Here is a 24,125-nt window from a genome sequence, read left to right on the forward strand (position 1 = left end):
GGGACGGCCTCCGGGCCGTCCCCGTGTTTCGTTTCCCCCGCTTCCATGGCCGACCGCACCGTCCTGATCCTCGGCGCCACCGGACTCGTCGGTCACCACGCGCTCCGGCGGTTCGCCGCCGACCGCCGGTGGGCCCGCGTCGTCACGCTCGGCCGTCGCCCCCTCGAGACCGCCGGCCCGACGCACGAGGACCACGTCGTCGACTTCGACCGCCTCGACGAGCAGGCCGAGCTGTTCGCCTGCGACGACCTCGTCTGTGCGCTGGGCACGACGATGCGGCAGGCAGGCTCCGAGGAGGCCTTTCGACGGGTCGACCTGGAGATCCCGTTCGAAGCCGCGCAGCTGGCCCACTCGGCTGGCGCCGCGCAGATGCTCCTCGTGAGCGCGCTCGGCGCCGATTCCGAGTCCCGGATCTTCTACAACCGGACGAAGGGCGAGGCCGAGCGGGCCGTGGAGCGCGTCGGGTTTGGGGCCCTCCAACTCCTCCGGCCGTCGCTCCTCGCGGGCGACCGCGCGGAGGCCCGCTGGGGCGAGCGGCTGGGGCTCGCGGTGCTCTCGCCGCTCGTGCCGGTCCTCCGGGGCCCCCTCGCCGCCCTCCGGCCCACCGAGGCGGACGATGTCGCCGCGGCGCTCGTCGCGATCGCCGGCGCCCGCCCGACGGGCCGCCACGTCTACCGCCCCGGCGCGATCCGCCAGTGGGCCGGCGACCGGGGGGCGGACTCCTAGCGGGGCATCGGGGAGGGCACCAGAGTCCCCAGGATCGTGTGAGGACGGCCTCCAGAGGCGCTGTGGGTGGACCACGCCCGGACGAAGCCCCGTTGGCCTCTTCCTCTCCCAACCCCTCCCCTCTCATGCGACGCCTCTCTTTCCTCCTCCTCGCCCTCGCCGTCGCCGGTTGCTCGACCGGCCAGATGAACACCGACAACGACCTCCAGGGCGACCTCCGACTGAACGCCGGTGCGCTCTCGGCCGATCAAACGATCGTCGAGAACGCGATGACACAGCCCGAGCTCTCGACGCTCGTCGCCGCCGTCCAGCGGGCCGACCTCGTGAGCGCGCTCAACGGCCCCGGCCCCTACACCGTCTTCGCCCCGATCGACCCGGCCTGGACGATGGACCTCGGCGAGATCGACGACGACCAGCTCGCCGACGTCCTCACGTATCACGTCGTGGAGGGTGACTACCGATCCACGGAGCTGACCGACGGCATGACGCTCGAGACGCTCAACGGCGAGGAGCTCACCATCCAGACGCTCCAGAACCGCGACCCGATGATGAAGGTCGACGACGCCGACATCGTCTACGCCGACATCGAGTCGAGCAACGGGCGGGTCCACCTCATCAACCTCGTCCTCGACCCGACGCGCGGCAGCGGCGCTCAGTAGCCCCCGCCTCGGGTTTCGCTTCGCGGGCCGTCCTTCGGTGCGGCCCGCGGTCCGTTTGTGCGAAGCCCGGGAGGGGACGTCCGCGTGCCCTGGCATCTAACGTGGGATGCCGTAGTTTCGGCGTGGACCTTGCCCCGCCGCATCTGACTCGTTGAGACGCTCCTCCGCTCTCCCGCCCCGGCCCGTCCGGGTCCGATGCTCCGCGAACGCAGCCTCCTCCTCCAGCGCCTCCTCTTCGGCGCCGACCTCGCGCTGATCGCCCTGGCCTGGGTGATCGCCTGGGTCGTCCGGTTCGAAGTGCTCACGCCGCCCCAGTGGGTGCCGCTGAGCCAGTACCTCGGCTTCCTCCCGTTCGTGCTCGCGGTGTGGGCCGGCGTGCTCCTTGTGTCCGGGTTGTACCGGACGCGCCGCGCGCAGCGGCTGACGTTGGTGGCCTACGCCGTGGCCCGAGCGGTCGCGCTCGGACTCGTGGTCTCGCTCGGCGCGCTGTTCTTCTACCGCGAGTTCTCGTTCTCGCGCCTCCACGTGGGGCTGTTCGCCCTGATCGCGTCGGTCCTGCTCGTGGGCCTCCGGTTCGGGATCTACACGGTCCTGCGGCGGGGCCGGCAATCGGGCAAGAACGTTCGCCGCGTGCTGATCGTAGGGGCCGGGAAGGCCGGCCAGCGGCTGGCCCGCGCGTTCCGGCACTACCCGTGGATGGGCTTCGAGGTCATCGGCTTCCTCGACGACCGCGAGGGGGCCGTCGAGGCCGAGCCGCCGGACCCGCTCTACCCCGAGGTCGTCGAGCGGCCCGACGTGCTCGGCCCGGTCTCGGCCGTCGCCTCGCTCCTCGACCGGCACGCGCCGGAGGGCGGCGGCGGGATCGACATGGTGTACGCCGCGCTCCCGCTCTCGGCGGCCGACAAGATCCAGGAGGTCGCCGATGCCTGCGCCCGGCACACGGCGCACCTCTGCCTCGTGCCCGACCTGTTCGGCCTCGACCTCCTCAACAGCCGGATCTCCGACGTCGACGGGCTGCCGGTCATTCACCTCATGGACGAGGCGCCGCTCGACATCCGCCAGGTGATCAAGCGGACGGGCGACGTGGCGTTCTCGCTGGCGGCGCTCGTGCTCCTGGCGCCGGTGCTGGCCGTGATCGCCGTGGCCGTCAAGCTGTCGTCGCCGGGACCGGTCCTCTACCGCCAGACGCGGATGGGGCTGAACGGGCAGAACTTCGAGATCCTCAAGTTCCGCTCGATGCCGGTCGACGCCGAGGCCAAGACGGGCGCCGTGTGGTCGACGAAGGGCGAGACGCGGGCGACGCGGGTCGGGAGCTTCCTGCGGCGGACGAGCCTCGACGAGCTCCCGCAGTTCTGGAACGTGCTCATGGGCGACATGTCGGTCGTCGGACCGCGGCCCGAGCGGCCGGCGCTCATCGAGGACTTCCGGCACCAGATCCCGGGCTACATGCTCCGCCACAAGACGAAGGCCGGCATCACAGGCTGGGCCCAGGTCCACGGGTGGCGGGGGGACACGAGCCTGACGAAGCGGATCGAGTACGACCTGTACTACATCCAGAACTGGAGCCTCTGGCTCGACCTCAAGATCGTGGTGATGACCGTGTTCAAGGGGTTCGTCCACGAGAACGCCCATTGACGGAGACGTTCAAGGCGGCAGCCGGGTGCGCCCGCCTCGGGACCGAGGTGGAGGGGGGCGGGGCGTGAGTCTCGGGCGGCTCGCCCGGGTGGTGGCGATCAACGCGGTGGGCGTAGCGTCCCTGCTGCTGATCCTCGAGGGCGCCGTGCGGTGGCTCCGCCCCGACATCCAGCCGGCGGGGACGGAGGCGAGCGTCCTCCTCGACGACGCGTTCCTCGACGCCGAAGGCGCGACGGTCGGATTGAGACCCGGTGCCGAGGGCGTCGCCAACGGGGCGCCGGTCCGCGTCGACGCCGAGGGGTTCCACGTCTACGCCGGCAACCGCGCCGTTCCGGACTCGGCCGGCACGTGGCTGTGGCTGGGCGACTCGGTCCTGTTCGGCGTCGGCGTTCCGGCCGACTCGACGCTAGCGGGGCGGCTCGCGCTCCGGCAGGACACGGCGCGCGTCCTCAACCCGGGCGTCATCGGGTGGGGCCCCGCCGACTACCGCCGCCGCCTGGACGCCGCCCTCGCCGAAGGCCTCCGGCCCGCCCGCGTCACGGTGCTCTGGTGCCTCAACGACGCGCTCCCGCCCCGCCCCCTCGTCGCCGAAGACGCGCCCGCCTCCGTGGCGGTGTGGAGCCGAGCGAAGGCGTGGCTCAACGTCCACTCGCGGCTGTACCGGCTGGCGAAGGACGCCGCGCTCGACCGGCCGGCGCTCTACTTCGAGCACGACCGCCGGCTCTACGAGCCGCTGGCGGACGCGTCCTCGGGCCGGCCCGAAGCGCCGGTCGACCGGGCGCTCGGCCAGCTCTGGGCGATGCGGGACACCCTCGACGCTTGGGGCATCCCGTTCGACGTGGTCGTGGCGCCGTACGAGCCCCAGCTCCGACCCGGCAGTCGGGCGCCGCAGCTCGCGCTCGTCCCGGTCCTCGACTCGCGCGGCGTCCCGACGCTCGACCTCCTCGACGCCTTCGCCGAGGCAGCCGAGGACGACCCATCGGCGCTGTACCTGTGGTCCGACGGGATCCACTTCTCGAGCCGCGGCCACGCCGTCGCCGCGCGCGCCGTCGCCGAGTGGGACCCACGGCCCTAACGGAGGGCGGTCGTTGTAGGTTGGCTCCGTTTCGTCCGTCGATCCATGCGCATCGCTGCCCTGGTCCTGTTCGCCCTCGCGGCGCTCCCGGCCGCTGGCCAGAGCTACTTCCCGCTCGGCGACGACGACCAGTGGGAGTACGGCTACGTCCTCGACCCACCGTTCTCGGACCCCGACACGATCCGCTACGAGCGCCGGGTGGCGGAGCGCGTGGTGGTCTCGGACACCGCGTACGCTGTGATCGACCTCCCCGCCCTCCCGACGGACACCTTCCGCGTCGACCCTGAGGGCCGCGTGTGGGGGCGGTGGTATGGCCGCGACGCCCTCTTCCTCGACGTTTCCCGCTCCGACGGCGAGAGGTACGAGTTGCCCGAGTCCGACGGCTTCGCGTACGTCGTGACGGTCCGCCGCCCCGTGTCCGTCACAGTCCCGGCCGGGTCTTTCGAGGACGCGGTCGAGTTCTCGTTCGACATCCCGGACGTGTTCGACGACGAGTTCACTGTGCTGCTGGCGCCTGGCGTCGGTGTGGTCTCCGGATTCTCGCTCTACAACAACATGGGGGACCTGTTCGCCGCGACGGTCGACGGCCAGAGGGTCACGTCGTCCGAGCTCGGCCCATCGGAGACCGACGTCAGGGCCTTTCCCAACCCGTTCCGCCGGTCGCTGACGGTGACGCTGCCGGCGGGAATGTGGCACCACACGGTGGTCCTCGACGCGCGGGGCCGGGCGGTCGCGACGCTCGACGCGAGCCGCTGCGGGCCGGGGAGCTGCGCGCTCCGGTGGGACGGGGCGGGCCACCCGCCCGGGATGTACGTCGTCCACGCCGAGGGCGCGGCGCGGACGGTGGCCGTGCCCGTCGTCCTCACCCGCTAGCCCCGCCTCGACGCCGAGGTGGGCCCCGTAGGCGCTTGGGCTCTACTCCACCCGCGTCAGTGTGTCGATGCCGGTGGCCCCCTCCTGGTTCTCCCAGCGGACCTCGATCCGGTCCGGGCTGATGCTCGTCGTCCGGTGGGTGACGGTGTAGCCCGTGCTCGGGACGTCATAGGCCGGGTGAGCGCCGCGCCGTCGTAGCCGACCGACGTGACGTCGAAGACTTCCCCGTCGGAGTCGACGACGCCGACCGCGTAGCCGTCGGCGCCGGGCGAGATCGTGTGGGTGGCCCCGCCCTCGTCCACCCAGACGCCGAGCAGCCGCTCGTCGAGGTCGGCGCCCGTCGGGCCGGAGGAGGCGCACGCGGGGAGGACGACGGCGGCCAGGACGACGAGAAGGAATTGGATCGAGGTCGGCGCGGGGACGGACGCGAGGGGCATGGCGAAATGCGGGGGATGGATCGGGGCCGCGCGAGGCGAACGGCGTCCGAGGGTACGCCCCTGCCAAAGCCGTCGCCCTCCCCTCTACCGGGGAGCCGACCCGGTCCGCCTCGGCGCCGAGGCGGAGGAGGCCAGGGCAGTCCACGGGCCCCCGTTCCGCGCGGTCTTCGCCCGTCGGGCCCCGATGGCGGGCTAGCTTTCGGCCGACTTCCCCCCGGCCCATGCTCGTCCTCCGCGACCTCCACCTCGCCTTCGGCGGGCGCGTCCTCTTCGACGGCCTGAGCTGGACGGTCACGGCCGGCCAGCGCGCGGGGCTCGTGGGGCCGAACGGGGCCGGCAAGTCGACGCTCCTCCGCGTGATCGCGGGCGAGCAGTCCGTCGACCAGGGCGAGGCCGTCTACGAGGGCGGCGCGAGCGTCGGCTTCCTCCGCCAGGACACGCAGGAAGAGGACCTCTCGATCTCCCCCCTCGAGGAAGCGCTCCACGCCTTCGACGACGTGCTCCGGCTCGAGGCCGAGGCCGAGCAGCTCACGACGCAGATGGAGGAGCATCCGGACCACACGACGGACGCCTACTTCACCCTCGTCGAGCGCTTCTCGAAGATCCAGGACCGCCTCGTGACGCGCGAGTCGCACACGGCGGAGGCCCGCGCCGCGACGATCCTCTCCGGCCTCGGGTTCTCCGAGGAGGAGATGCGCCGGCCGCTCTCGACGTTCTCCGGCGGCTGGCGGATGCGCGTGGCCCTCGCCCGCCTCCTCCTCGGCCAGCCCGAGGTCCTCCTCCTCGACGAGCCAACGAACCACCTCGACATCGAGTCGATCGACTGGCTCGAGAGCTACCTCACGACGTACCCCGGCGCCGTCGTCCTCGTGTCGCACGACCGGTACTTCCTCGACCGGATGACGACGTCGACGGCCGACCTCATCCGCGGCCAGATCGACACGTACGCCGGCAACTACTCCTTCTATCTCGAAGCGCGACAGGAGCGTCGGATCCACTGGCAGGCGCGCTACGACAACCAGCAAAAGGAGATCGCCGAGGCCGAGCGCTTTATCGCCCGGTTCCGCGCCAAGGCCACGAAGGCCAAGCAGGCCCAGAGCCGGATCAAGATGCTCGAGCGGATGGAGCGGATCCCGCCGCCGCCGCCCGAGGCCACCTCGATGCACTTCCGGTTCCCGGAGCCGCCGCCCTCGGGCCGCCAGGTCATCGAGCTCACGGAGTTCTCGAAGACGTACCCCGCGCCGGAGGGCGGCGTGACGAAGGTGTTCGACCGAGCCGGGCCCCTCGCCCTCGAGCGCGGCGACAAGGTGGCGCTCGTCGGCAAGAACGGCGCCGGCAAGTCGACGCTGGCGCGGATGCTGCTCGGGACCGAGCCGTTCGAGGGCGAGCGGACGCAGGACCGCCGCGCCGAGATGGCCCACTTCGCGCAGCACCAGGCCGAGGCCCTCGAGCCGAGCCACACCGTCCTCGGGTCGCTCCGCGAGAAGTCGCGCGGCCACTCCGAGACCGAGCTCCGGTCGCTCCTGGGCGCGTTCCTGTTCACGGGCGACGACGCCGAGAAGTCGGTCTCGGTCCTCTCGGGCGGCGAGCGCTCCCGGCTGGCGTTGGCGCGGACGCTGCTCAGCCCGGCCAACGTCCTCGTCCTCGACGAGCCGACGAACCACCTCGACATCGTCTCGAAGCAGGTCCTCGCCGAGGCGCTCCGCCAGTACACCGGCACGTTCGTCCTCGTCAGCCACGACCGCGCGTTCATCGACGACGTGGCCGAGTCGATCTGGTACGTCGAGCACGGGACGGTCCAGACCTACCGCGGGACGTACTCCGAGACGCAGTGGCAGCGCGAGCACGGGACGGCCTCCCGGCTCGGCACGCCCGCCTCGGGCGACGGCGCGGCCGGCACGCCGAGGCGGACCGAGCCGGCGCCGAAACCGACCTCGAAGACGTCGTCGGGCGGGAAGAAATCGAAGGAGGAGAAGCGCCGCGAGGCCGAGGCCCGGAACAAGCTGTACCGGATGATGAAGGACGGCACGGTCCCGCCGGCCAAGGAGCTCGGCCCCGACCTCGCCGCCCGCGCCCTCGAGCTGCTGGAGGGACAGGTCGAAGAGCAGGAAGCCACTGTCGCCGACCTCGAGAAGAAGATGGCCGACCCGGACCTCTACGCCAAGCCGGCCGAGTTCCAGACCACGATGGAGCGGCTCCAGAAGGCCCAGTCCGAGCTCAAGGCGCTCATGGGCCGCTGGGAGCGGCTGGCCGCCGAGGTCGAAGCGCTCGCCTAGCCCCGCCCGCCTCGGCGCCGAGGCGTGCGGGCTACCCTTCCACCCAGCCCCACCGCGTGCGGCAGGTCAGACGAGGCGTGCCACCTCCTCCGCGCAGCCCCACGACAGCGTCACGCCCGAGCCCCCGTGCCCGTAGTTGTGGATGACGCGCGTCCCGCCGACCCTCTCCTCCTCCAGCCGCACCGTCGACCGGCACGGCCGAATCCCGACGCGGTCGGCCAGCACCGGCGCGCCGGCGAGTTCCGGCACAAGTCGCTCGCACCGCTGGCGGAGGGCCTCGGCCGTCGCCGGATCGACCGTGGCATCGTCGGCGTGCTCGTCGGCCGTGCCGCCCAGCACCACGTCGGACACGCGGGGGATGACGTAGGTCGGGCCGGCGTCGTCGATCAGAAACCGCGTGACGGCGGGGGCGCGGACCAGCTGAATCTGTCCGCGGACGCCGTAGACCTCGGCATCACGGGCGACCTCACGCGCCGCCAACCCGGTGCAGTTGACGACCACGTCGGCCATTTCGCGCGTCTCGTCGAGGGAGGAGATGGCGCGCTGGCGGATCGAGACGCCCTCCGCCTCGGCGCGGCGGCGGAGCCAGCCGAGGTACACCGACATGTCGACGACCGGCAACCGCAGCGCGTAGCCGTCCGCCATGCCCGGCGGCAGCTCGAACGCCTCGGCCCGCCGGAACCCGGGGACGGCCGCCTTCCACCACGGGTCGGGCACGGGCTCGCGGAAGACCTCCAACCCGTCGCGCATCACGACGCCCGTTGCGGGGTCGTCGGAGAGCCGGACGAACGCTCGGAGGCTGACCGCGCCCCACTCCAGCACGCGGTCCCGCGGATCAGCACGGTACGGGTACCAGACCGCCGCGGCAACGGCGGAGACGGTCTCGGCGGGCGGGTCGCGGGTCCAGATCTCGACGGCGTGCCCGGCCTCCCGCAGCCGGAGGGCGGCCGAGAGCCCCGACACCCCGGCGCCGATCACGAGGACGTGCACGGGCGTGCGGATGGGTGGACTCTCAAGCTACCCGATCACGGGACCCGCCTCCGCCCCACACTCCCCGCCTCGGTGGTTCGGTGGGATCGCCAGCGTCGCCTACTGATGGACCGAGGCGGGCGAGGTCGCCGGCTCAGGAAGTTACTCGCCGGACCACGCTGTACGAGCAAAGGTCGTTCACCCGCGAGGGGTTGCGCCCGACGCGCCGTGGACTGTCACCCATCAGACCGGTCCGACCTGATACCTATCAGCCCGGCTCTTACAGTGGCAAGACACCTTGCTTCGACAGCCTCTTTGCGATCGAGTTGATCTCAATCATTACGGCAACGCAGAGCTTCTCAACCAGTGACTTTATAGTCCCGATGTCTTCCTTCGACAACCGGTGGAGGTGGGGTTGCTTAACTGATACCGACCAGGCGGACCAGCGGCCGTCCCGTTCCCTGATTCCAACCTCATGTACGTCCGAGTCAGAGTGTGCGTAGACCTTCCGCCTCATCTCGAGTAGCCGTAGATGCATAGCCTCCTCCTCGTCGCTCAACTCTCTTCTCAACCGCTTCGGCAGGATCGGCAGTTTGTGCCCGTCACCGATGCTTGAGACGAACGAGCGGGCGTACGAGATGGCCAGCGACTCGAAGCAAGCGTCAGATATGAATGATACCGAGAGAGGCGTCTCAGACCCCGGCGCGCCGTCAAACATGCGGAAGTGCAGCAGGTCGTCCGTCAACTGTCGGAGGCAAATCAGATCACCCTGAGCGACACCCAACCGTTTGAGTAGAAGTAGCTCATTTCGCTGTCGATTAGTCACGCCTGTTGATCCCTAGAACCAGTGACTCGGCTTCGGGGCGAGTCACCAGACCTAATGACTGATCACCAAATGTAGCAACCGATCTCTACAGCTGGTGACCGTCCCGTTCAAAGACGCACCCGCACGATCCGCCCCTCCGGCCCCACGAGCCACGCTGCCTCAGCGGACGCCGCCGCCACGCCCCAGAACGTCCGCTCGTCTACCAGCGTCCACGACCGGCCGTCGTCGCGGCTGAGGCCGACGCCGCCGGGGCCGACGGCGAGCACGGCGTCGGTGCCCGGCACGTAGGCCGCGCCGTAGGCCGCGCCCGCGAACGGGAGGCGCCCGCCCGCCGTCCACGTCACGCCGCCGTCGGCCGTGAGGGCGACCGCCTCGGCGACCGCGTCGGCGTCCCCGATGTCGCCGCCGACGGCGACGCCGTGCCGGTCGTCTCGGAAGGCGACCGAGGCGGCGCCGGCCGCCTCACCGGCCACGATCGGGAGGTCCGAGGCGGCCCACGTCGTCCCGCCATCCGTCGTGCGGAGGACGCGCGCCGGGTCGGCGTTGCCGGTCGCGATCCAGGCGAGCCCGTCGCCGCGCGTGGCGACGCAGGTGCCGGAGGCCGCGAACCCGCCCTCTCCCTCCCCCGCCGCCGGGAGCGCCGAGGCGGGCACGAGCGCCCACGTCTCGCCGCCGTCGGCCGTCGTCCGCACGCGGAGCTCGCCGTCGACCGAGTCGCCGTAGAGCACGCCGCGCTCGGCGTCCCAGAACGAGAGGCAGTCGTAGAACCCGTCCGGCTCGTCGTTCACGAACACGGTCCGCCACGAGGCCCCGCCGTCGGTCGTCTTGGCGATCTGCGACGACGCGCCGGGCCCGATCGCGAGCGCCCACGCCGTCTCGGAGTCGAGCGCGACGACGTCGCGGAACTGGAGCGTGTCGGCGCCCGGCGTCGTGACCGGGACGGCCTGCCACGTCGCCCCGCCGTCGATGGTTTTGACGACGGTGCCCCCGGCGCCCGAGGCCCAGACGACGCCCTCGTCCACGGCATGCGCGGCGATGAGGAGCACGTCGACGCCGGAGTCCTGATCCGACAGACGCGGCGGGAGGACGGAGCCGCTGAGGCCGGCGATCCCGCCGCAGCCGGAGAGGAGGACGACCGCGAGGGCGAGGAGGAGACGCATCGAGAAGAAGGAGAGTGGCGGACGGAGGATAGACGACGCGGCCCGGCGGCGCCCGCCCCACCCGCTAGCTCTTCCGCCCCACCATCGGCCGGAGGACGACCTCCGAGATCAGCGTCTGGTGGGGCGACGCCACCACGTGGTGGATCGTCTCCGCGATCGACTCCGGCGACATGGCCGTCGGCTTCGGGTCGGACCCGCCGAACTCCGTGGCGACGGAGCCCGGGTACACGCAGCTCACCTTGATCCCGAACGGCCGGAGCTCCTTCATGATGGCGTCCGAGAACCCGCGGAGCCCGTACTTCGAGGCGTTGTAGGCGCTGAGCTCCGGGTTGCCGATGAGCCCCGCGATGCTGGCGACGTTGACGATGAAGCCCCCCGTCTCGTCGGCTCCTCGCGCGTCGCCCTGCCTCTTCATGTGCGGCACGGCCGCCCGCGTGCAGTGGAAGACGCCCGACAGGTTCGTGTCGATCTGGGCGTCCCAGTCGTCGAGGTCGAGGTCATCGACCGGGCCGAAGCGCCCGAGGCCGGCGTTGTTGACGAGCACGTCGAGCTGGCCGAGGTCGCTGGCCACGCCGTCGATGGCGTCCTTGGCCGCCTCGGCGTCGGCCACGTCGCAGACGACGGGCGTGAAGCCGTCGCCGAACGTCTCGGCGAGGCGGTCGAGGTCGTCCTTCGAGCGGGCGAGCCCGGCGACGCGGGCGCCGGCGTCCAAAAAGCGGCGGGCGGTGGCGAGGCCGATGCCCCGACTCGCGCCGGTGACGACGACGACGGCATTCGTGAGGTCCATGTCTGAGAGGGGTCGGTGTGGATGGGCCCGTGGGACGCGAGCCCGCCGTCGGTGATTCCCTCCCGCCCCCCTGTCCGCCTCGGCGCCGAGGCCGAGAGGGTCGAGCTCACGTCACGGGCCACAGCCTCTCTCCGTGTCATCCTGAGCGAAGCGAAGGATCTCGTCGGGCCCGACCGGGATGCCCGTCCTGGCTGCCACGCCGAGCGGAACGAGATCCTTCGCCGCTACGCTCCTCAGGAGGACAGGGCGGAAGGCAACGCCCTCTCACAGGCGGGCTCGAGAGGACGGGCGAGGTCACTCCTCCGGCTCGTCCGCCCCGACGCGGACCGAGGAGACCTCCATCGTCATCTCGTTGATGCCCTCGGCCACGATCCGCTGCTGCGCTTCGAGGTCGGCCATCTGCTGGTCACGCTCGGGGCTCGCCGGCTCCATCTTCAGCCGCTCGATCGCGATCCCGATCTGCCCGCCCATCACCATCCGGTCGGCGTCGTCCATGGCCTGGTTCATGCCCGTCTCGACCTGCTGGACCGTGTGTGGAAGCACGACCCCGTCGGTCTCCTGGAAGTCGCTGTAGATGATCCGGCTCGTGATCGGCTGGCGGAGCGTGTCGGCCGAGACGACCTGGTAGATCTCGAGGACGTCGAACGTGCCGGCGTCGACGTAGACCCGGAACTCGCGGGTCTCGGTCGTGTCGCGCGTGGCGAGGCCGGGCTCGCCGAACAGGGCGCCCGGGTCGTCGGTGGTGAGACCGTAGGCGCGGCGGCCGTCGCGTGTGAGCGGTCCGCTGAGGGCCGCCCCGCGGAGGCCGGCCGCGAGGCGCGGCACGTTGGGGACCTGGACGTAGAGGAGCTGCGCCTCCGCCCGGGGCGTGGCGTCGCCCGCCGCCCGGATCTCCGGCGTGCCGAACTGGTCGAGGCCCGTCGTGTCGTCGGAGCGCGTGTAGCGCGCCTCGGCCCCCGCCGCCGTCACCGTGAAGGCGTCGACGTCGCCGAGGTTCGCCTCGTAGCGGAGAAGCATGGCGTCGGCGACGGCGTCGGCCGTCGCGAGGTCCTCGGTCGGGAGGTCGGGCGCGTCGTCCCCGCAGGCGGCGAGCACGAGGAGGGCCGGGAGGAGAGCGAGGCGGGCGAAGCGGGGCATCGGGGGCGTCGGGGCGAGCGTCGAAGCTACGCCGGGCCTCGGGCTAGCTTTCGGAACCCACCGACTCCTCATGCTCCCGCCGCCCCCGTTCTTCGACCTCCCCGACGCCGTGCCGGTCGGCGACGTGACGTACCCGGCCGAGACGGTCCGCACGATCCTCGACCCGTACCTCACCGACGAGCGCCGCGACCGGATTGCCGCCGTCGCCGCCGCGCGGGCGTTCGGCGTCGTGCCCGTGTTGGAAGGGCTCGTCGACCCCGGCAACGTGAACGCCGTGCTGCGGAGCGCCGAAGGGCTCGGGTTTGGCGCGGCCCACGTCGTCGCGCTCGAGGGCGACGCCGCCGACCTCGCGGCCCAGATCCGCGGCGGCGAGGACGAGCCGACCGTCGCAGACCGCCGCGCCACACGCCGCGCCAGCCAGGGCGCCCACAAGTGGGTCGAGCTCCGCGCCTGGGACGACCCCGCCGCCTACGTCCGCTGGGTCCACGAGCACGGCGGCAAGGTCGCCGTCACCGCCCTCCGCGACGACGCGCTCCCCATCGACGCCTGGGACTTCTCGCAGCCGACCGCCCTCGTCGTCGGCAACGAGCACGCGGGCGCCAGCGAGGCCATGCTGGAGGCCGCCGACGCCGCGCTCCTCCTCCCCCTCGACGGGTTCGTGCAGAGCTACAACGTATCGGTCGCCGCCGCGCTCGCCCTCTACCACGCCCGCGCCGACCGCCTCCGCCGGTCCGGCCGCCACGCCGACCTCGACGACGACGCTCAGCGCCGCCTCCGCGCCCACTACACGGCCCGCGCCGTCCCCCTGGCGGAGGCGCTCCTCGCCGAGCACGTTCGCCGGGGGACGTAGCGAATGGGCGGACCGACCCATGCCCGGTCGCGCCCGCACCCGTACGCTTCGGTCCCGACCTCCACCCAACCGATGCCGCGCCTCCTCGCCCTGTCCCTCCTCGTCACGCTCGCCTGGGGCTGCGCCTCCGCCGAAGACGCCTACGTCGACGGGATGGAGTACGAGACGGCGGGCGACTACGCCGCCGCGGCCGACGCCTACGCGACGGCGCTCGAGCGCGACCGGAGCCTGCCCAACGTGGCCGGCCGGCTGGCCGTCGCCGGGCGCGAGGCCGTCCGCCGCTGGATCGCTCAGGCGAACGCCGCCGGCCCCGAGCCCGCCGCTGACGCCTACCTCGCCGCCCAGGCCCTCGTCGACCGCGCGGCGGCCGTCGGCGTGGACCTGGAGCGGCCGGCGGCCTTCGAGGCCAACCGCGAGGCGGCCGTGTTCGCCGCTCTCGAGTCGGTCTACGCCGACGCCGAGGCGGCCTATGACGCGGGCGACTACGCGCGCACGCTCGACCGGACGCGCCGCGCCCGCCGCTACGCGCCCGACGTCGAGTGGACCGCGGCCCTCGACGTGCTGGCCGTCGACGCCCACACGGCGTGGGCGGAGGCCGACCTCGACGCCGGCCGGTTCCGCTCGGCCTTCGCCCGGATCGAGTCCGCGGCGGCCCTCGGCCCGGGCCCCGACCGCCGCGAAGCGCTCGACGCCCTTCGGGCCGCCACCCTCGACCTCGGCGCCGTCGTGGCCGCCGTCCTCCCCGCCGAGGGCGACGACGACGTGCCGGAGGTCTTCCTTCGCGACCTCACCGACGTCCTCGCGGAGGACCACCTCGCCGGGACCGACCCGTTCGTCGTCCTCGTCGACCCCGCCGACGTGCGGCGGTGGGCGCGCGAGCGGCGCGGCGGGCCCGACCTCAGCGACAGCCCGCGCCGGCTGGCCGACGCCGCCGCCGACCTCGGCGCCGACCTCGCCACGATCGCCGTCGTCGACCGGATCACGGAGCGCGAGGTGGCCGGCGACGTCCGGACCGAGCGGGCCCGCGTCCGCGCGACCAACGCCGCCGTCACGTACACCCTCCGCCGGATCGACCTCACGCTCGATGCCGAGGCCGACGTGGTCGTGGTCGACGCCGCCGGGCGGACCGTCTGCGACGCCGCCGTCCGCGCCGACGGCCGGGCCTCGTACGACCGCGCGAGCTACGCCGGCGACTGGCGCGAGCTCGACCTCTCGCGCTCCGCCCGCGCCGCCTTCGCCGACGACGGGGCCGACCGGGCCTACGCCGACGCGCTCGACGCCCTCCGCGACCGGCTGGCGGCGGCGCTCGCCGCCCGCGCCGGCCGCTGCCTCTCCCCGCTCGTGCCGTAGCTCCGCCCGCCTCGACGCCGAGGCGGGCGGGGTCGGCTACAGCCCGTAGTGCTTGCGGACGGCCGACTGCGCGCTCTGGACCGACTTCAGCGTCTCCTTGAGCAGGTTCTGCTGGCTCTTGTGCATCGAGTCCGGGTCGATCAGATCCGTCGGGCGCTCGCCGCGCTCGGCCGCCTGCATCTGCTCGCGGAGGTGGAGGTCGACGAGCGTCGTGAACGGCGGGACGAGGGCCTTGGCCTGCGCCCGCAGCGGGTGCTCGCTCTTGGCCACCTGGCGGAGCCGGTCGAACGTGTTCGTGGAGTCGAGGTAGCCCGCGTCGAGCGCGAGCGCCCGCCCCATCCGGACGACCGGCTGGATCACGCGCGCCCGGAGGTCGAGCCCCGTCCGCCCGTCGATCTCCTCGACCTCGACGCGGCCGAAGGTCGAGAGCGGGAGGTCGGTGCGGGCGCCGTCGCGGGCGAGGATCGCCGAGAGCCGCTGGTTGGGGAGGTGCGCGCGGATGGCCGCGCGGAGTGGGTCCACGAGCTCGGCGTCGCCGTAGAGCGCGCGGAGGTCGAAGCAGAGCGCGCCGCGGGCCGTCGCGCCGGCGTCGGCGCCCGAGGCCCACGCGTCGAACGCCGCCGTCCACTGGGACACCGGCTGGCGGAACGCGGCGTGGCTGGCGTCGATGCCGTTCTCGGGGTCGCCGTAGCCGCACTGCCGGAGCGCCTTGACGACCCGCGTCGCCAGCTTCTCGTAGTACGCCGCGGCGCGGTCGGCGCTCTGGGGCTCCGGGTCGGCGTAGACGAGGCCGTTGTCCTGCCACGCCTTCAGCACCGACTCGCGGCGGCCGGCGGCGCCGAACGCGATCCAGGCCCACGGCCCGTCGTAGGCCTCGTCGCCGAGCTCCTCGCGGAGGTCACGCTCGACGGTCGAGAGCACGCGGCGCTTGAGCTGGTCGTCGATCTCGGTGACGAGATCGAGCAGGTCCTCCGAGTGGACGCCCTGGTGGTAGAGCCGGTACAGGCGCCGGTTCGAGTCGGCCCGGAGCGCGGCCAGCTCCTCCACGGACTGCGCCCGCTCCAGCCGCTCGGTCGTGGCGACGGGGTCGAGCCCGCGGAAGTGGGACACGTCCTCGGCCGTGAGGAGCCCCCGGAGCGCCCCGCTCTCGCCGTCGACGACGACGATCCGGCGGATCCGCTCGCGCATCATGGTCCGCATGGCGTCGTAGAGCCGCTCGTCGGTGCGGAGCGCGATGGGCGGGCGCTCGACGAGGTCCATGGCCGGGCTGCCAGGGTCGCCGCCGGCCGCGAGCACGCGCTCGACGAGGTCGCCCTCGGTCACGAGCCCGACCGGCGTCCCGTCCTGCACGAGGACGACGGCGTCGGCGTCGGTCCCGGCCATGACCTGGGCCGCCTCGCGGACCGTCGCGCCGACCTCGACCGTCGGCGGCTCGGCGCGGAGGACGCCGCCGAGCGTCGTGTCGAAGAGGAGGAACGCGCCCGAGGCGTCGATGTCCTCGTCCAGCGTCCGGACGTACCGCTTGATGTCGGCCTCGAAGTAGGCCTTGAACGTGTCGTTCTCCTTGACGAGCCGCTGGAAGCTCTCGGCCGCGATGAGCGCGCACGACGTCTGCTCCACGGCGCGGGCCTCGTACGGGAGGGCGCCGCCCTGGAGGAGGCCGTACGCCCCGAAGTGGGCCCCCGCCCCGGCCATGTTGATGGTCCGGCCGCTCTCGGCCTCTTCGAGGCGGACGAGCCCCTCGGTCACGACGTAGAGCGCGCGGTGGATGTCGTCGCCCTGCTGGAGGATGACCTCGCCGGGGGCGTACAGCTCGAGCGTCATCTTCTGGAGCAGCGACTGGCGCTCCTCGTCGGAGAGGATGTCGAACGGTTCGGTCTCGGCGAGGAGCTCGGCGATCTGGGCAGACAGCGACGGGGCCATGCGGACGGGTAGGGGGGAGAAGGGCCGGGGCGGCTAGGACGCGGGGCCGCCGGGCCGGATCCCCCCGCCGGTCCCGCGGGCGCCCCCGACGCTTGTGGCCTAGACTCTGCTGGTCTCCCCCCGACCCGATGCGCCGGCTCCTCGCCCCTCTCTGCCTCCTCACGCTTACCGCTACGGCCCAGCCCGGCGACCGCCTCACGACCTACGTCGACTGTCCCGGCTATGTGCCGGGCTGCGACGTGGACTTCTTCCAGACGGAGGTCGGCTTCGCCCGGTTCGTCCGTAACCCGACCGTGGCCTCGGTCTACGTCCTGATCGTCGACGAGGACACGGGCGGGGGCGGCGAGCGCTACACGCTGTTCTTCGAGGGGCGCGGGGCGGCGGCCGGACGCCGCGACACGCTCGTGACCTCGGCGCCGCCGGCCGCCAGCGACGACGACCAGCGCCGGGCGCTCCTCGGCCGGCTCGCGCTCGGCCTCGCCGGCTTCGCCTCCCAGACGTCCCTCGCCGACCGGATCTCGATCGCGTACGACGCCCCGGAGGGCGCCGAGGCGGCCACGGTCGAGCCGGTCCGCGACCCGTGGAACAGCTGGGTCTTCGAGATCGACGGCAACGCCAACTCGAACGGCCAGTCGCAATCGCTCTCCTACAACCTGTTCGCCGGCATCCGGGCCTCGCGCGTCACCGATGACCTCAAGGTCTCGGTCCGCCCGCGCGTGCGCTACAACCGCAACGAGTTCACGCTCAACGACGACAGCACGTTCGTCAGCGACAACGCGAACTTCGGGCTCAACGCCCGGGCCGTCGCCAGCCTGACCGACCACTGGTCGGCTGGGGCCCGGGTCGACGGTTCGCGCGACACGTTCTCGAACTACGCCCTCCGCGTCCGCGCCGCGCCGGCCGTCGAGTACAACCTGTTCCCCTACGCCGAGTCGACGCGGCGGCAGGTCCGGCTCTTCTACGAGGCCGGCGTCGAGTGGGCGACGTACCAGGACACGACGGTGCTCGGGCGCACGGCCGAGGTGCTGCCGGCCCACGAGGCCGGCGTCGCTGCGGAGTTTGCCCAGCCGTGGGGCTCGGTCGACGTGTTCACGCGGGCGTCGCAGTACCTCTCCCGGCCCGACAGGTACAACGTCTCCGTGGGCGGCGGGGTCGAGCTCCGGGTGTTCCAGGGATTCAACGTCGAGGTCGACGGGTTCTACGAGTTCGTCCGCGACCAGATCAGCCTCCGCGCCGAGCAGGCCGCCGACGGGCAGGTGCTGACCGGCGACCAGGAACTCCCGACGGGCTACCAGTACTTCGTCTCGGTCGGGTTCTCGTACACGTTCGGGTCGATCTACAACCAGGTCGTCAACGCGCGCTTCGGGGACTGAGAGCGCGGAGTTGACCGAGTCGTCAAGCCCCGCGGGACGGGCGCGGTCGTTCTTGGCATCCCGCGCCCCGCCCGCCCCGATGCCCGACTGGTCCACCCGCCTCCGCCGCCTCTTCGCCGCCGAGCTCTACGACGCGCCCGCGGGCGACCGGATGTTCAACCCGTACCGCGACACCGACGGGCACGACGCGCCAGACGCCCCTGCCCTGCGCCGCGGGAACCTGGAGGCCGCCGTCGACGCCGTGGCTCGGTCCGCCTCGGGCGGGCGCCCGGAGGTGCTGGTCGTGGCCGAGGCGCCGGGCCCGTGGGGCTGCCGGTTCTCCGGCATCCCGTTCACCAACGAGCGCCAGCTCCTCGACCCGGCCTTTCCCGTCGACGGCCAGCCCACGTCGCTCCGCTTCGCCGAGGCGGGCGAGCCGATCAACGAGTACAGCGGCTCGATCTACTGGGACGCCATGCTCCCCCACTGGGGCCGGTTCTGGACCTGGAACGCCGTCCCGATGCATCCGCACAAGGCCGGCCAGCCGCTCACCATCCGGACGCCCGGCGTCCGGGAGGTCCGCCGGTGGCACGACCTGCTGGCGAGCGTCGTGGAGGCCACGGAGCCACGGGCCGTCGTCGCCGTCGGGCGAAAGGCCGAGGGGGCGCTGGACGCCATCGGGGCGGGCCCGACGTACGTCCGTCACCCGTCGCAGGGCGGGGCGACCCTGTTTCGAGAAGGCATCGCCGAGATCTGGGACGCGCTGAGCTGACGGGCTACTCAGTTCGCGGAATCAGGAGGAGCGCGGTCTGCCGACCGTCGAGGTACGTCACCGCCTCGCCGTCGAACACGGCGTCCTCCTCCAGCATGAACCGGACGCGCTGGCCGCCCCACTCGGGCACCGCGACGGCCGCGTTGAGCTCGATGGAGTGGGCGGTGCTCGCGTAGAGGGGGTAGTCGCCGCGGCCGGGGACGCCGCCCTGCTGGTCCCACAGCCCGATCGTCGGGCCGGCCCCGTGCCCGTGGAACCCGATCGGGTGCGTGTAGATCGTCGCGTCGAGGCCGTCGGCGTCGGAGGCCGCGAGGGCGGAGGCGAGGATCTCGTTGCCGGTGCGGCCGGTGGCGAACGCGCGCGTGAGGTGGTCCTGCACGCGGTTGGCCGCGGCGAGGCCGTCCACGAGGCCCCGCGGTGCGGCCGTCTCGCCCGGGCGGAGGACGTAGGCCATCTGCTGCGTGTCGGTGTGGAGCCCGAGGTACTCGATCCCGAAGTCGACCCACACGAGGTCACCGGGGCGGATGACGGACGTCGCGTCGCGGCTCGAGAAGTCGCCGTCGCGCTCGCCCGCCTCGGCGCGCTGGACGGAGACGCCGGGGTGGAACCACGCGTCGAGTCCGAGACTGCGGACGCGGTCGCGATACCACCACGCGAGGTCGTCGGTGGTCGTGACGCCGGGCGTGATGGCGGCCTCGCTGAGGCCCTCGTGGAGGATCGAGCGGGCGAGCCGGACGACCGTCGGGTACACGGCCAGCTCCGCGGCCGTCCGCGCCTCCAGCCAGCCGACGGCGAGCGCGTCGGCCGGGACGATCCGGGAGCGGACCCGCTCGGGGAGGGCGGTGATCAGCCCGTCGACCTCGGTGTCCGTCATCCCGTCGGCGAGGGCGAACGTGGCGGACCGGTTCACGGCGATGACCTGGGGGTCGCGCTCGGCGACGATCTCGGCCACGCGCGCCCACTGGTCGGGCTGGATCTCGGGGTCCCACGCCCGTGGGAACGGGCCCACGTCGTAGCGCGCGACCGCCATCCGCTCGACGCGCTCGCCGTCGTCGTGGAACACGAGGACCGTCCGCCTGCGGGCCGACTGCCACGTCGCGGGGAGCATCGTCTCGAGGACCGGGTCCTCGTTGTACTCGCGGCCCGACACGATCCACAGGTCGACGCCGGCCCGGCGCATCAGCGCAGGGACGAGCGTGTCGAGCCGGTCCTGGAGCCACGCGTCGCGGACCTCGGCGCGCTCACGCATGGAGAGGACGCCGGGGCGTTCGGCCTGGGCCCGGGCGAGTGGCGCGGCGAGGAGGATCAGCAGGACGAGACGGACGGCGGGCATGGCAGGCGGGGAGCGAAGCCCCGAACCTCGCGCCGCGCGGCCCGCTCCGCCAGTGGAATCCGCCCCCGGCCCAGCCCGCCTCGGCCCATCCGCCGCCCCACCGAGGCGGAGGGAGTCACACCCAGAGCGTCCCGACGAGGACCGCCAGCCCCACCGCGATCCACTCGGGCGGCAGGGCCCGCACGGCGCCGACGACCGCGCCCAGCGCCCGGCTCTCGCCCGACGCCTCGCGGACGCCCGCCCGGGCGCTCAACACGATCCCGATCACGAGCCATACAACGAACGCGGTCAATACGAGGGCGGCGACCATCGGCGTGCAAGGTGGGAGCGCGTCGAACGGCACTTGCCGCCGTCAGGTCCCGGCGCCGAACTCCGGGATCGCCTCCACGAACGTCCACCCCGACGGCCCCGCGACACAGCAGTACCGCGCCGCGCCGTTGTCGACGACGAGGACGGGCGCGGCCAGGACGGCGTTGTAGCGCGCGAGTTGGTCGAACGTCGCCTGCGTGATGGGGACGCCGGGCGCCTTGCACTCGGCCAGGAGCGCGGGGCGCTGGTCCCGGCCGTAGGCCACGACGTCGGCCCGCCACGTCTTGCCGCCGTACGGCACCCCGCGCTCGACGGCGAGGAGGCCCGCCGGGTAACCGAGGCCGAGGAGGTCGACGAGGAGCCGCTGGCGGACGCCCTCCTCGGGCGTCAGCGCGACCCACCGGCGGCGGACCGGGTCGTGGACGAGCGTCCGCCCGCCGTCGGTGCGGGTGCGGAGGCCGCCGCCGTCGCTCACGCCGCCGCCTTCTCGGCGCGGCGGAGGAGCGCCCGGTGGGCGCCGACCCAGTGGTCCGCGTCGCGCGTCATCTTGGCGATCGTGACGTCGGCGAACCGCGGGATGAGGCTCACGAGGACTGGCACGACGGCGTCCCAGTCGTCGGCCACGACGAGCGCTTCGAGTTGGTCGGCCGTCTGGGGCGCCCAGCGGTAGTCGGCGCGGAGCTTCTCGGACTTCCGCCAGTAGTTCCGGTCGTCCCAGGACTGGGCGGCGTCCTCGATGGTCTCGCCGATGCCGCGGAGCTGGTAGACCAGGTAGCCGACGAGGTCCTTCGCCTCGGGGTCGAAGGCGCCGGCGGCGAGGCTCGGGCGCTCGGCGAGCAGCCGGAGGGCCTCGGCGGACGCGCGGGTGTGCGCGCGGCGGCGCTTGGCCGGCGTCTCGCCGGCGTGGATGATGCGGGCCACAGGATGTCGGGGGGAGACGCGCAAAGGTAGCGGTCAGGCGTCAAGGTGTGGGGGTGAGCCGTCGCTGACGGAGTGGACCCGACAGTCCAGAGCGCAGCGCACCCGTCCGACCGCATCCGCCCCCATCGTGTCATCCTGAGCGGAGGGCGCAGCCCGGAGTCGACCGCGAAGCGACGGCGCAGCCAAGGATCTCTGGTGAGCACCGCTTCGGTGCACGCTCTCGGTACCAGCCGGAGGCCGAGTCACACCACCGATCTTTCGACTCGCTCCGCTCGCTCAGGATGACACTCCCGATCCGTCGCGCCCGCCTCGGCGCCGAGGCGGAGGGGGCCGGACGCAGAAACGGCGGATGAAGAGCGCACGGGAGGGGGACAGAGCGCGTTACGTTGAGCGCCCGCGCTCGTCCCCCCGATGGTCCGCCCCCCTTCCTCTCGCCGCGACGCCCTGCGGATGCTTGGCCTCGGCGCGCTCGGCCTCCCACTGGCCGGGTGCGGCGCGGCCCTGTGGCCGGGCACGAACGAGACGCCGCCGATCCCGCCCTCCCCGCCTCCGCCCCTCTCGACGGTCCCCGTCGAGGCGGCCGAGGTCGTGGCCGCGCCCCGCGGCGACCGGATCGAGCGGATCCCCTCCGAGCGGCCGGTGCTCCTCCCGAACCGGCTCCAGGCCGGCGGGACGATCGCGCTCGTGTCGCCGGCCGGCGTCCTCCGCTCGCGGAGCCAGGTCGACGAGGCCGAAGACGCCCTCGAAGACCTCGGCTTCCGGACGACCGTCGGTCGCCACGTGCTCGACCGGAACGGCTTCCTCGCCGGCTCCGACGCCGCGCGCGCGCGCGACCTCATGGACGCCTTCCAGGACCCCGACGTCGACGCGATCGTCGCCATGCGCGGGGGGTGGGGCTGCGCCCGCATCCTCCCGTTTCTCGACTACGACGAGATCGCGGCGAACCCCAAGCCGCTCGTCGGCTACTCGGACATCACGGCACTCCTCCTGGCGATCTACGCCCGCACCGGGCTCGTGACGTTCCACGGGCCCGTCGGCGTGTCGACGTGGCGCGGGCTGACGCGAGAGAGCTTCGTGCGCGTCCTCGTCGACGGCGAGCCGCCCGTGATCGGACCCGAGACGCGGTCGAACCGGGACCGGACGCGGGCCGTCCGGCCGGGCGTCGCGGAGGGGCCCGTCGTCGGCGGCAACCTGACCGTCATGTCGGCGCTGGCGGGCACGGGCTTCCTGCCGGACTTCGACGACCACATCGTCTTTTTCGAGGAGGTCGGCGAGGACTCGTACCGGATCGACCGGATGCTCGTGCAGCTCCAGTTGGCAGGCCTCCGGGAGCCAGCGGGCCTCGCCTTCGGGCAGTGCTCGAACTGCGGCGACGGCGGCTCGTCGTGGACCGCCGAGGAGACGATCCGGCGCTGGCTGGAGAGCTACTCGTGCCCGTCGGTGCTGGGCGCGCCGATCGGCCACGTGTCGCCGGTGTACACGATGCCGGTGGGCCTCCGGGCCCGCCTCGACGCCGAGGCGGGCACCCTCGAGTACCTCGGCTCGCCGGTGGCCTAGCCCGCGAGCGGCCCGCGCGTCGGGTTCGTGAAGGGCCCCGTCGGGTTCCCGGTGTCCCAGTGCTCGGCGGCGCCGGACACGCCCGCCATCGCTGCGGCGCCCTCGACAGCCGTCTCGTCGCCGGCCGGCACGCGCGCCAGGACCGAGAACGCCCCGTCGGACTCGAGCACGACGGCCGCGACGCCGTCGGTCCCCGCGTGCCCGGCGTCGCGGATCGCCCCGCGAATCTCCTCCCGCGTGACGCGCTCTGCTCGCATCGGTCCGTCGAGGTACGTCCCGTCGTGGAAGACCAGCGTCGGCTGGGACTTGACGAGCGCCTCGAACCGGTCCGACCGGACCGAGAGCCACGTGACGGCGGCCTGGAGCGCCACGAGCGTCGCGACCGCCCCGACGCCGTTCACGACGGGCGCCGTCGAGAGGAGCGTCGAGGCCACGATCGACCCGATGGCGACGGTCACGACGAAGTCGAACGCGTTCATCTTCGCCAGCGTCCGCTTGCCGCCGAGGCGGAGGACGAGGATGAGGAGCGGGTACGTCAGGACGGCCGACAGGAGGACCTTCCCGAGCGAGGCCCAGGAGTCGAACAGGACGGCGGCGGGCATGGCAGGGGGCGCAGGCGGTCTGTGCGTACGCGGCGCCCCGCCCGGGCGGTCCGCGCTACCAGCCCGCCCCGCGCCGCCGGCCCGGCAGGCGGACCACGAGGCCGTCCATCACGAGGTGGCTGAAGTAGCCGACGACGGCCGCGCCGTAGAACGGGAGCCCCGCGAGCGGCTGTTCCGGCCGGAGGACGTACGGCAGGACGAGGAACGGGCTCGGGATGAGGAGCATCGCCCAGTACGTGTGCGTCCACCCGCGGTGCTTGCCGAGCGCCGGGAGGATGCAGAACAGGCCGAGGTAGGCCGCCTCCTGGAACTGGCGCGTCGCGATGAGCACGACGTCGACCACGAAGAAGAGGAGGTAGAAGAGATTCTGCCCCTTCGAGTTCGTGTCGACGTCGGGCCAGAGGCCGAACATGAGGCACAGCCCGAACAGCGCGGCCGGGTACGCGACCAGCTCGACGTCGGAGAGCTGGCGGTACGCCTGGTCGACGGAGAAGACGAGGGCGAGGGCGGCGAGGTAGAGCCCGAAGAAGACGGTGGCACCCGCGAGGTGCCCGCGGTAACCGGCCATGGCGTGGGGGACGAGGGGCCGGAGGGTA

Annotated in this window: 23 protein-coding genes; 11 read left to right on the forward strand and 12 right to left on the reverse strand. The window is 72.9% G+C overall.

All coding sequences use genetic code 11. The features are described 5' to 3' along the window. Positions 1-45: 45 nt before the first annotated feature. From BSZ37_RS17325 to BSZ37_RS17355, 6 genes are all read left to right on the forward strand, one after another. Complete coding sequence (locus BSZ37_RS17325) at positions 46-726, forward strand: NAD-dependent epimerase/dehydratase family protein (RefSeq protein ID WP_095511756.1); 681 nt, start codon at positions 46-48, stop codon at positions 724-726. A 125-nt stretch (positions 727-851) separates the two neighbouring features. Further along, entirely contained in the window at positions 852-1,385 is a 534-nt protein-coding gene (locus BSZ37_RS17330; RefSeq protein WP_095511757.1) for a fasciclin domain-containing protein, read from the forward strand. 195 nt (positions 1,386-1,580) lie between these two features. Next, the gene (locus tag BSZ37_RS17335; RefSeq protein WP_095511758.1) at positions 1,581-3,020 is read left to right on the forward strand and encodes an undecaprenyl-phosphate glucose phosphotransferase; all 1,440 of its coding nucleotides are present in this window, start codon (positions 1,581-1,583) and stop codon (positions 3,018-3,020) included. Positions 3,021-3,084: 64 nt separating this feature from the next. Continuing rightward, complete coding sequence (locus tag BSZ37_RS17340) at positions 3,085-4,095, forward strand: SGNH/GDSL hydrolase family protein (RefSeq protein ID WP_179299725.1); 1,011 nt, start codon at positions 3,085-3,087, stop codon at positions 4,093-4,095. Between the two features lie 45 nt (positions 4,096-4,140). Beyond that, complete coding sequence (locus BSZ37_RS17345; RefSeq protein WP_095511760.1) at positions 4,141-4,968, forward strand: hypothetical protein; 828 nt, start codon at positions 4,141-4,143, stop codon at positions 4,966-4,968. Positions 4,969-5,626: 658 nt separating this feature from the next. Beyond that, positions 5,627-7,681, forward strand: a complete 2,055-nt coding sequence (locus tag BSZ37_RS17355) for an ABC-F family ATP-binding cassette domain-containing protein (protein ID WP_095511762.1) — start codon at positions 5,627-5,629, stop codon at positions 7,679-7,681. 66 nt (positions 7,682-7,747) lie between these two features. Here the strand turns inward: BSZ37_RS17355 and BSZ37_RS17360 are convergent, their stop codons facing one another. The 5 genes from BSZ37_RS17360 to BSZ37_RS17380 form a co-directional block, all read right to left on the reverse strand. Further along, entirely contained in the window at positions 7,748-8,671 is a 924-nt protein-coding gene (locus BSZ37_RS17360; protein ID WP_095511763.1) for an FAD-dependent oxidoreductase, read from the reverse strand. A gap of 259 nt (positions 8,672-8,930) precedes the next feature. Further along, positions 8,931-9,395 (reverse strand): hypothetical protein, encoded by a 465-nt coding sequence (locus BSZ37_RS17365; RefSeq protein ID WP_143537711.1) that lies wholly within the window; start codon positions 9,393-9,395, stop codon positions 8,931-8,933. A 188-nt stretch (positions 9,396-9,583) separates the two neighbouring features. Then, positions 9,584-10,636: a beta propeller repeat protein gene (locus BSZ37_RS17370; RefSeq protein WP_095511765.1), complete on the reverse strand. Its 1,053-nt coding sequence runs from the start codon at positions 10,634-10,636 to the stop codon at positions 9,584-9,586. A 64-nt stretch (positions 10,637-10,700) separates the two neighbouring features. Next, the gene (locus BSZ37_RS17375; RefSeq protein WP_095511766.1) at positions 10,701-11,423 is read right to left on the reverse strand and encodes an SDR family oxidoreductase; all 723 of its coding nucleotides are present in this window, start codon (positions 11,421-11,423) and stop codon (positions 10,701-10,703) included. A 294-nt stretch (positions 11,424-11,717) separates the two neighbouring features. Continuing rightward, a complete protein-coding gene (locus tag BSZ37_RS17380; RefSeq protein WP_179299726.1) occupies positions 11,718-12,560 on the reverse strand; it encodes a hypothetical protein in 843 nt (280 codons plus the stop codon). Positions 12,561-12,630: 70 nt separating this feature from the next. On the opposite strand from BSZ37_RS17380, the gene BSZ37_RS17385 reads away from it, so the two are divergent. Both BSZ37_RS17385 and BSZ37_RS17390 read left to right on the forward strand, forming a co-directional pair. After that, positions 12,631-13,410 carry a TrmH family RNA methyltransferase gene (locus tag BSZ37_RS17385; RefSeq protein WP_179299727.1) on the forward strand — a complete coding sequence of 260 codons (780 nt, stop codon included), beginning with the start codon at positions 12,631-12,633 and terminating at the stop codon, positions 13,408-13,410. 72 nt (positions 13,411-13,482) lie between these two features. Next, complete coding sequence (locus BSZ37_RS17390) at positions 13,483-14,760, forward strand: hypothetical protein (RefSeq protein ID WP_095511769.1); 1,278 nt, start codon at positions 13,483-13,485, stop codon at positions 14,758-14,760. A gap of 36 nt (positions 14,761-14,796) precedes the next feature. Here the strand turns inward: BSZ37_RS17390 and BSZ37_RS17395 are convergent, their stop codons facing one another. After that, positions 14,797-16,683 (reverse strand): DUF294 nucleotidyltransferase-like domain-containing protein, encoded by a 1,887-nt coding sequence (locus tag BSZ37_RS17395; protein ID WP_095511770.1) that lies wholly within the window; start codon positions 16,681-16,683, stop codon positions 14,797-14,799. Between the two features lie 128 nt (positions 16,684-16,811). Between BSZ37_RS17395 and BSZ37_RS17400 the strand changes: the two genes are divergently transcribed. Both BSZ37_RS17400 and BSZ37_RS17405 read left to right on the forward strand, forming a co-directional pair. Then, entirely contained in the window at positions 16,812-18,056 is a 1,245-nt protein-coding gene (locus tag BSZ37_RS17400) for a hypothetical protein (RefSeq protein WP_095511771.1), read from the forward strand. A gap of 79 nt (positions 18,057-18,135) precedes the next feature. Next, positions 18,136-18,807 carry a uracil-DNA glycosylase gene (locus BSZ37_RS17405; protein ID WP_095511772.1) on the forward strand — a complete coding sequence of 224 codons (672 nt, stop codon included), beginning with the start codon at positions 18,136-18,138 and terminating at the stop codon, positions 18,805-18,807. A gap of 4 nt (positions 18,808-18,811) precedes the next feature. Here the strand turns inward: BSZ37_RS17405 and BSZ37_RS17410 are convergent, their stop codons facing one another. From BSZ37_RS17410 to BSZ37_RS22195, 4 genes are all read right to left on the reverse strand, one after another. Then, a complete protein-coding gene (locus tag BSZ37_RS17410; RefSeq protein ID WP_095511773.1) occupies positions 18,812-20,140 on the reverse strand; it encodes a M24 family metallopeptidase in 1,329 nt (442 codons plus the stop codon). 115 nt (positions 20,141-20,255) lie between these two features. Next, positions 20,256-20,450: a hypothetical protein gene (locus BSZ37_RS17415; RefSeq protein ID WP_095511774.1), complete on the reverse strand. Its 195-nt coding sequence runs from the start codon at positions 20,448-20,450 to the stop codon at positions 20,256-20,258. Positions 20,451-20,492: 42 nt separating this feature from the next. Next, complete coding sequence (locus BSZ37_RS22190; protein WP_179299728.1) at positions 20,493-20,924, reverse strand: type I restriction enzyme HsdR N-terminal domain-containing protein; 432 nt, start codon at positions 20,922-20,924, stop codon at positions 20,493-20,495. Continuing rightward, positions 20,921-21,370 (reverse strand): hypothetical protein, encoded by a 450-nt coding sequence (locus BSZ37_RS22195; protein WP_179299729.1) that lies wholly within the window; start codon positions 21,368-21,370, stop codon positions 20,921-20,923. Before BSZ37_RS22195 ends, BSZ37_RS22190 begins: the two co-directional genes overlap by 4 nt. A gap of 411 nt (positions 21,371-21,781) precedes the next feature. Here BSZ37_RS22195 and BSZ37_RS17425 point away from each other — a divergent pair, with 411 nt between their 5' ends. Next, complete coding sequence (locus BSZ37_RS17425; protein WP_095511776.1) at positions 21,782-22,927, forward strand: S66 peptidase family protein; 1,146 nt, start codon at positions 21,782-21,784, stop codon at positions 22,925-22,927. On the opposite strand, the gene BSZ37_RS17430 is transcribed toward BSZ37_RS17425, so the two are convergent. Continuing rightward, positions 22,924-23,529, reverse strand: a complete 606-nt coding sequence (locus BSZ37_RS17430; RefSeq protein ID WP_179299730.1) for a DUF421 domain-containing protein — start codon at positions 23,527-23,529, stop codon at positions 22,924-22,926. The genes BSZ37_RS17425 and BSZ37_RS17430 overlap by 4 nt on opposite strands. Before the next feature lie 55 nt (positions 23,530-23,584). Continuing rightward, the gene (locus tag BSZ37_RS17435; protein WP_095511777.1) at positions 23,585-24,097 is read right to left on the reverse strand and encodes a metal-dependent hydrolase; all 513 of its coding nucleotides are present in this window, start codon (positions 24,095-24,097) and stop codon (positions 23,585-23,587) included. Between the last annotated feature and the right edge of the window lie 28 nt (positions 24,098-24,125).

This window comes from Rubrivirga marina (assembly GCF_002283365.1).
Lineage (GTDB): Bacteria > Bacteroidota > Rhodothermia > Rhodothermales > Rubricoccaceae > Rubrivirga > Rubrivirga marina.

Coding starts and splice junctions, on each gene's coding strand:
- BSZ37_RS17325 (WP_095511756.1), top strand. CDS start 46: ATGGCCGACCGCACCGTCCTGATCCTCGGCGCCACCGGACTCGTCGGT.
- BSZ37_RS17330 (WP_095511757.1), top strand. CDS start 852: ATGCGACGCCTCTCTTTCCTCCTCCTCGCCCTCGCCGTCGCCGGTTGC.
- BSZ37_RS17335 (WP_095511758.1), top strand. CDS start 1,581: ATGCTCCGCGAACGCAGCCTCCTCCTCCAGCGCCTCCTCTTCGGCGCC.
- BSZ37_RS17345 (WP_095511760.1), top strand. CDS start 4,141: ATGCGCATCGCTGCCCTGGTCCTGTTCGCCCTCGCGGCGCTCCCGGCC.
- BSZ37_RS17355 (WP_095511762.1), top strand. CDS start 5,627: ATGCTCGTCCTCCGCGACCTCCACCTCGCCTTCGGCGGGCGCGTCCTC.
- BSZ37_RS17370 (WP_095511765.1), bottom strand. CDS start 10,636: ATGCGTCTCCTCCTCGCCCTCGCGGTCGTCCTCCTCTCCGGCTGCGGC.
- BSZ37_RS17375 (WP_095511766.1), bottom strand. CDS start 11,423: ATGGACCTCACGAATGCCGTCGTCGTCGTCACCGGCGCGAGTCGGGGC.
- BSZ37_RS17380 (WP_179299726.1), bottom strand. CDS start 12,560: ATGCCCCGCTTCGCCCGCCTCGCTCTCCTCCCGGCCCTCCTCGTGCTC.
- BSZ37_RS17385 (WP_179299727.1), top strand. CDS start 12,631: ATGCTCCCGCCGCCCCCGTTCTTCGACCTCCCCGACGCCGTGCCGGTC.
- BSZ37_RS17390 (WP_095511769.1), top strand. CDS start 13,483: ATGCCGCGCCTCCTCGCCCTGTCCCTCCTCGTCACGCTCGCCTGGGGC.
- BSZ37_RS17395 (WP_095511770.1), bottom strand. CDS start 16,683: ATGGCCCCGTCGCTGTCTGCCCAGATCGCCGAGCTCCTCGCCGAGACC.
- BSZ37_RS17400 (WP_095511771.1), top strand. CDS start 16,812: ATGCGCCGGCTCCTCGCCCCTCTCTGCCTCCTCACGCTTACCGCTACG.
- BSZ37_RS17405 (WP_095511772.1), top strand. CDS start 18,136: ATGCCCGACTGGTCCACCCGCCTCCGCCGCCTCTTCGCCGCCGAGCTC.
- BSZ37_RS17410 (WP_095511773.1), bottom strand. CDS start 20,140: ATGCCCGCCGTCCGTCTCGTCCTGCTGATCCTCCTCGCCGCGCCACTC.
- BSZ37_RS17415 (WP_095511774.1), bottom strand. CDS start 20,450: ATGGTCGCCGCCCTCGTATTGACCGCGTTCGTTGTATGGCTCGTGATC.
- BSZ37_RS17425 (WP_095511776.1), top strand. CDS start 21,782: ATGGTCCGCCCCCCTTCCTCTCGCCGCGACGCCCTGCGGATGCTTGGC.
- BSZ37_RS17430 (WP_179299730.1), bottom strand. CDS start 23,529: ATGCCCGCCGCCGTCCTGTTCGACTCCTGGGCCTCGCTCGGGAAGGTC.
- BSZ37_RS17435 (WP_095511777.1), bottom strand. CDS start 24,097: ATGGCCGGTTACCGCGGGCACCTCGCGGGTGCCACCGTCTTCTTCGGG.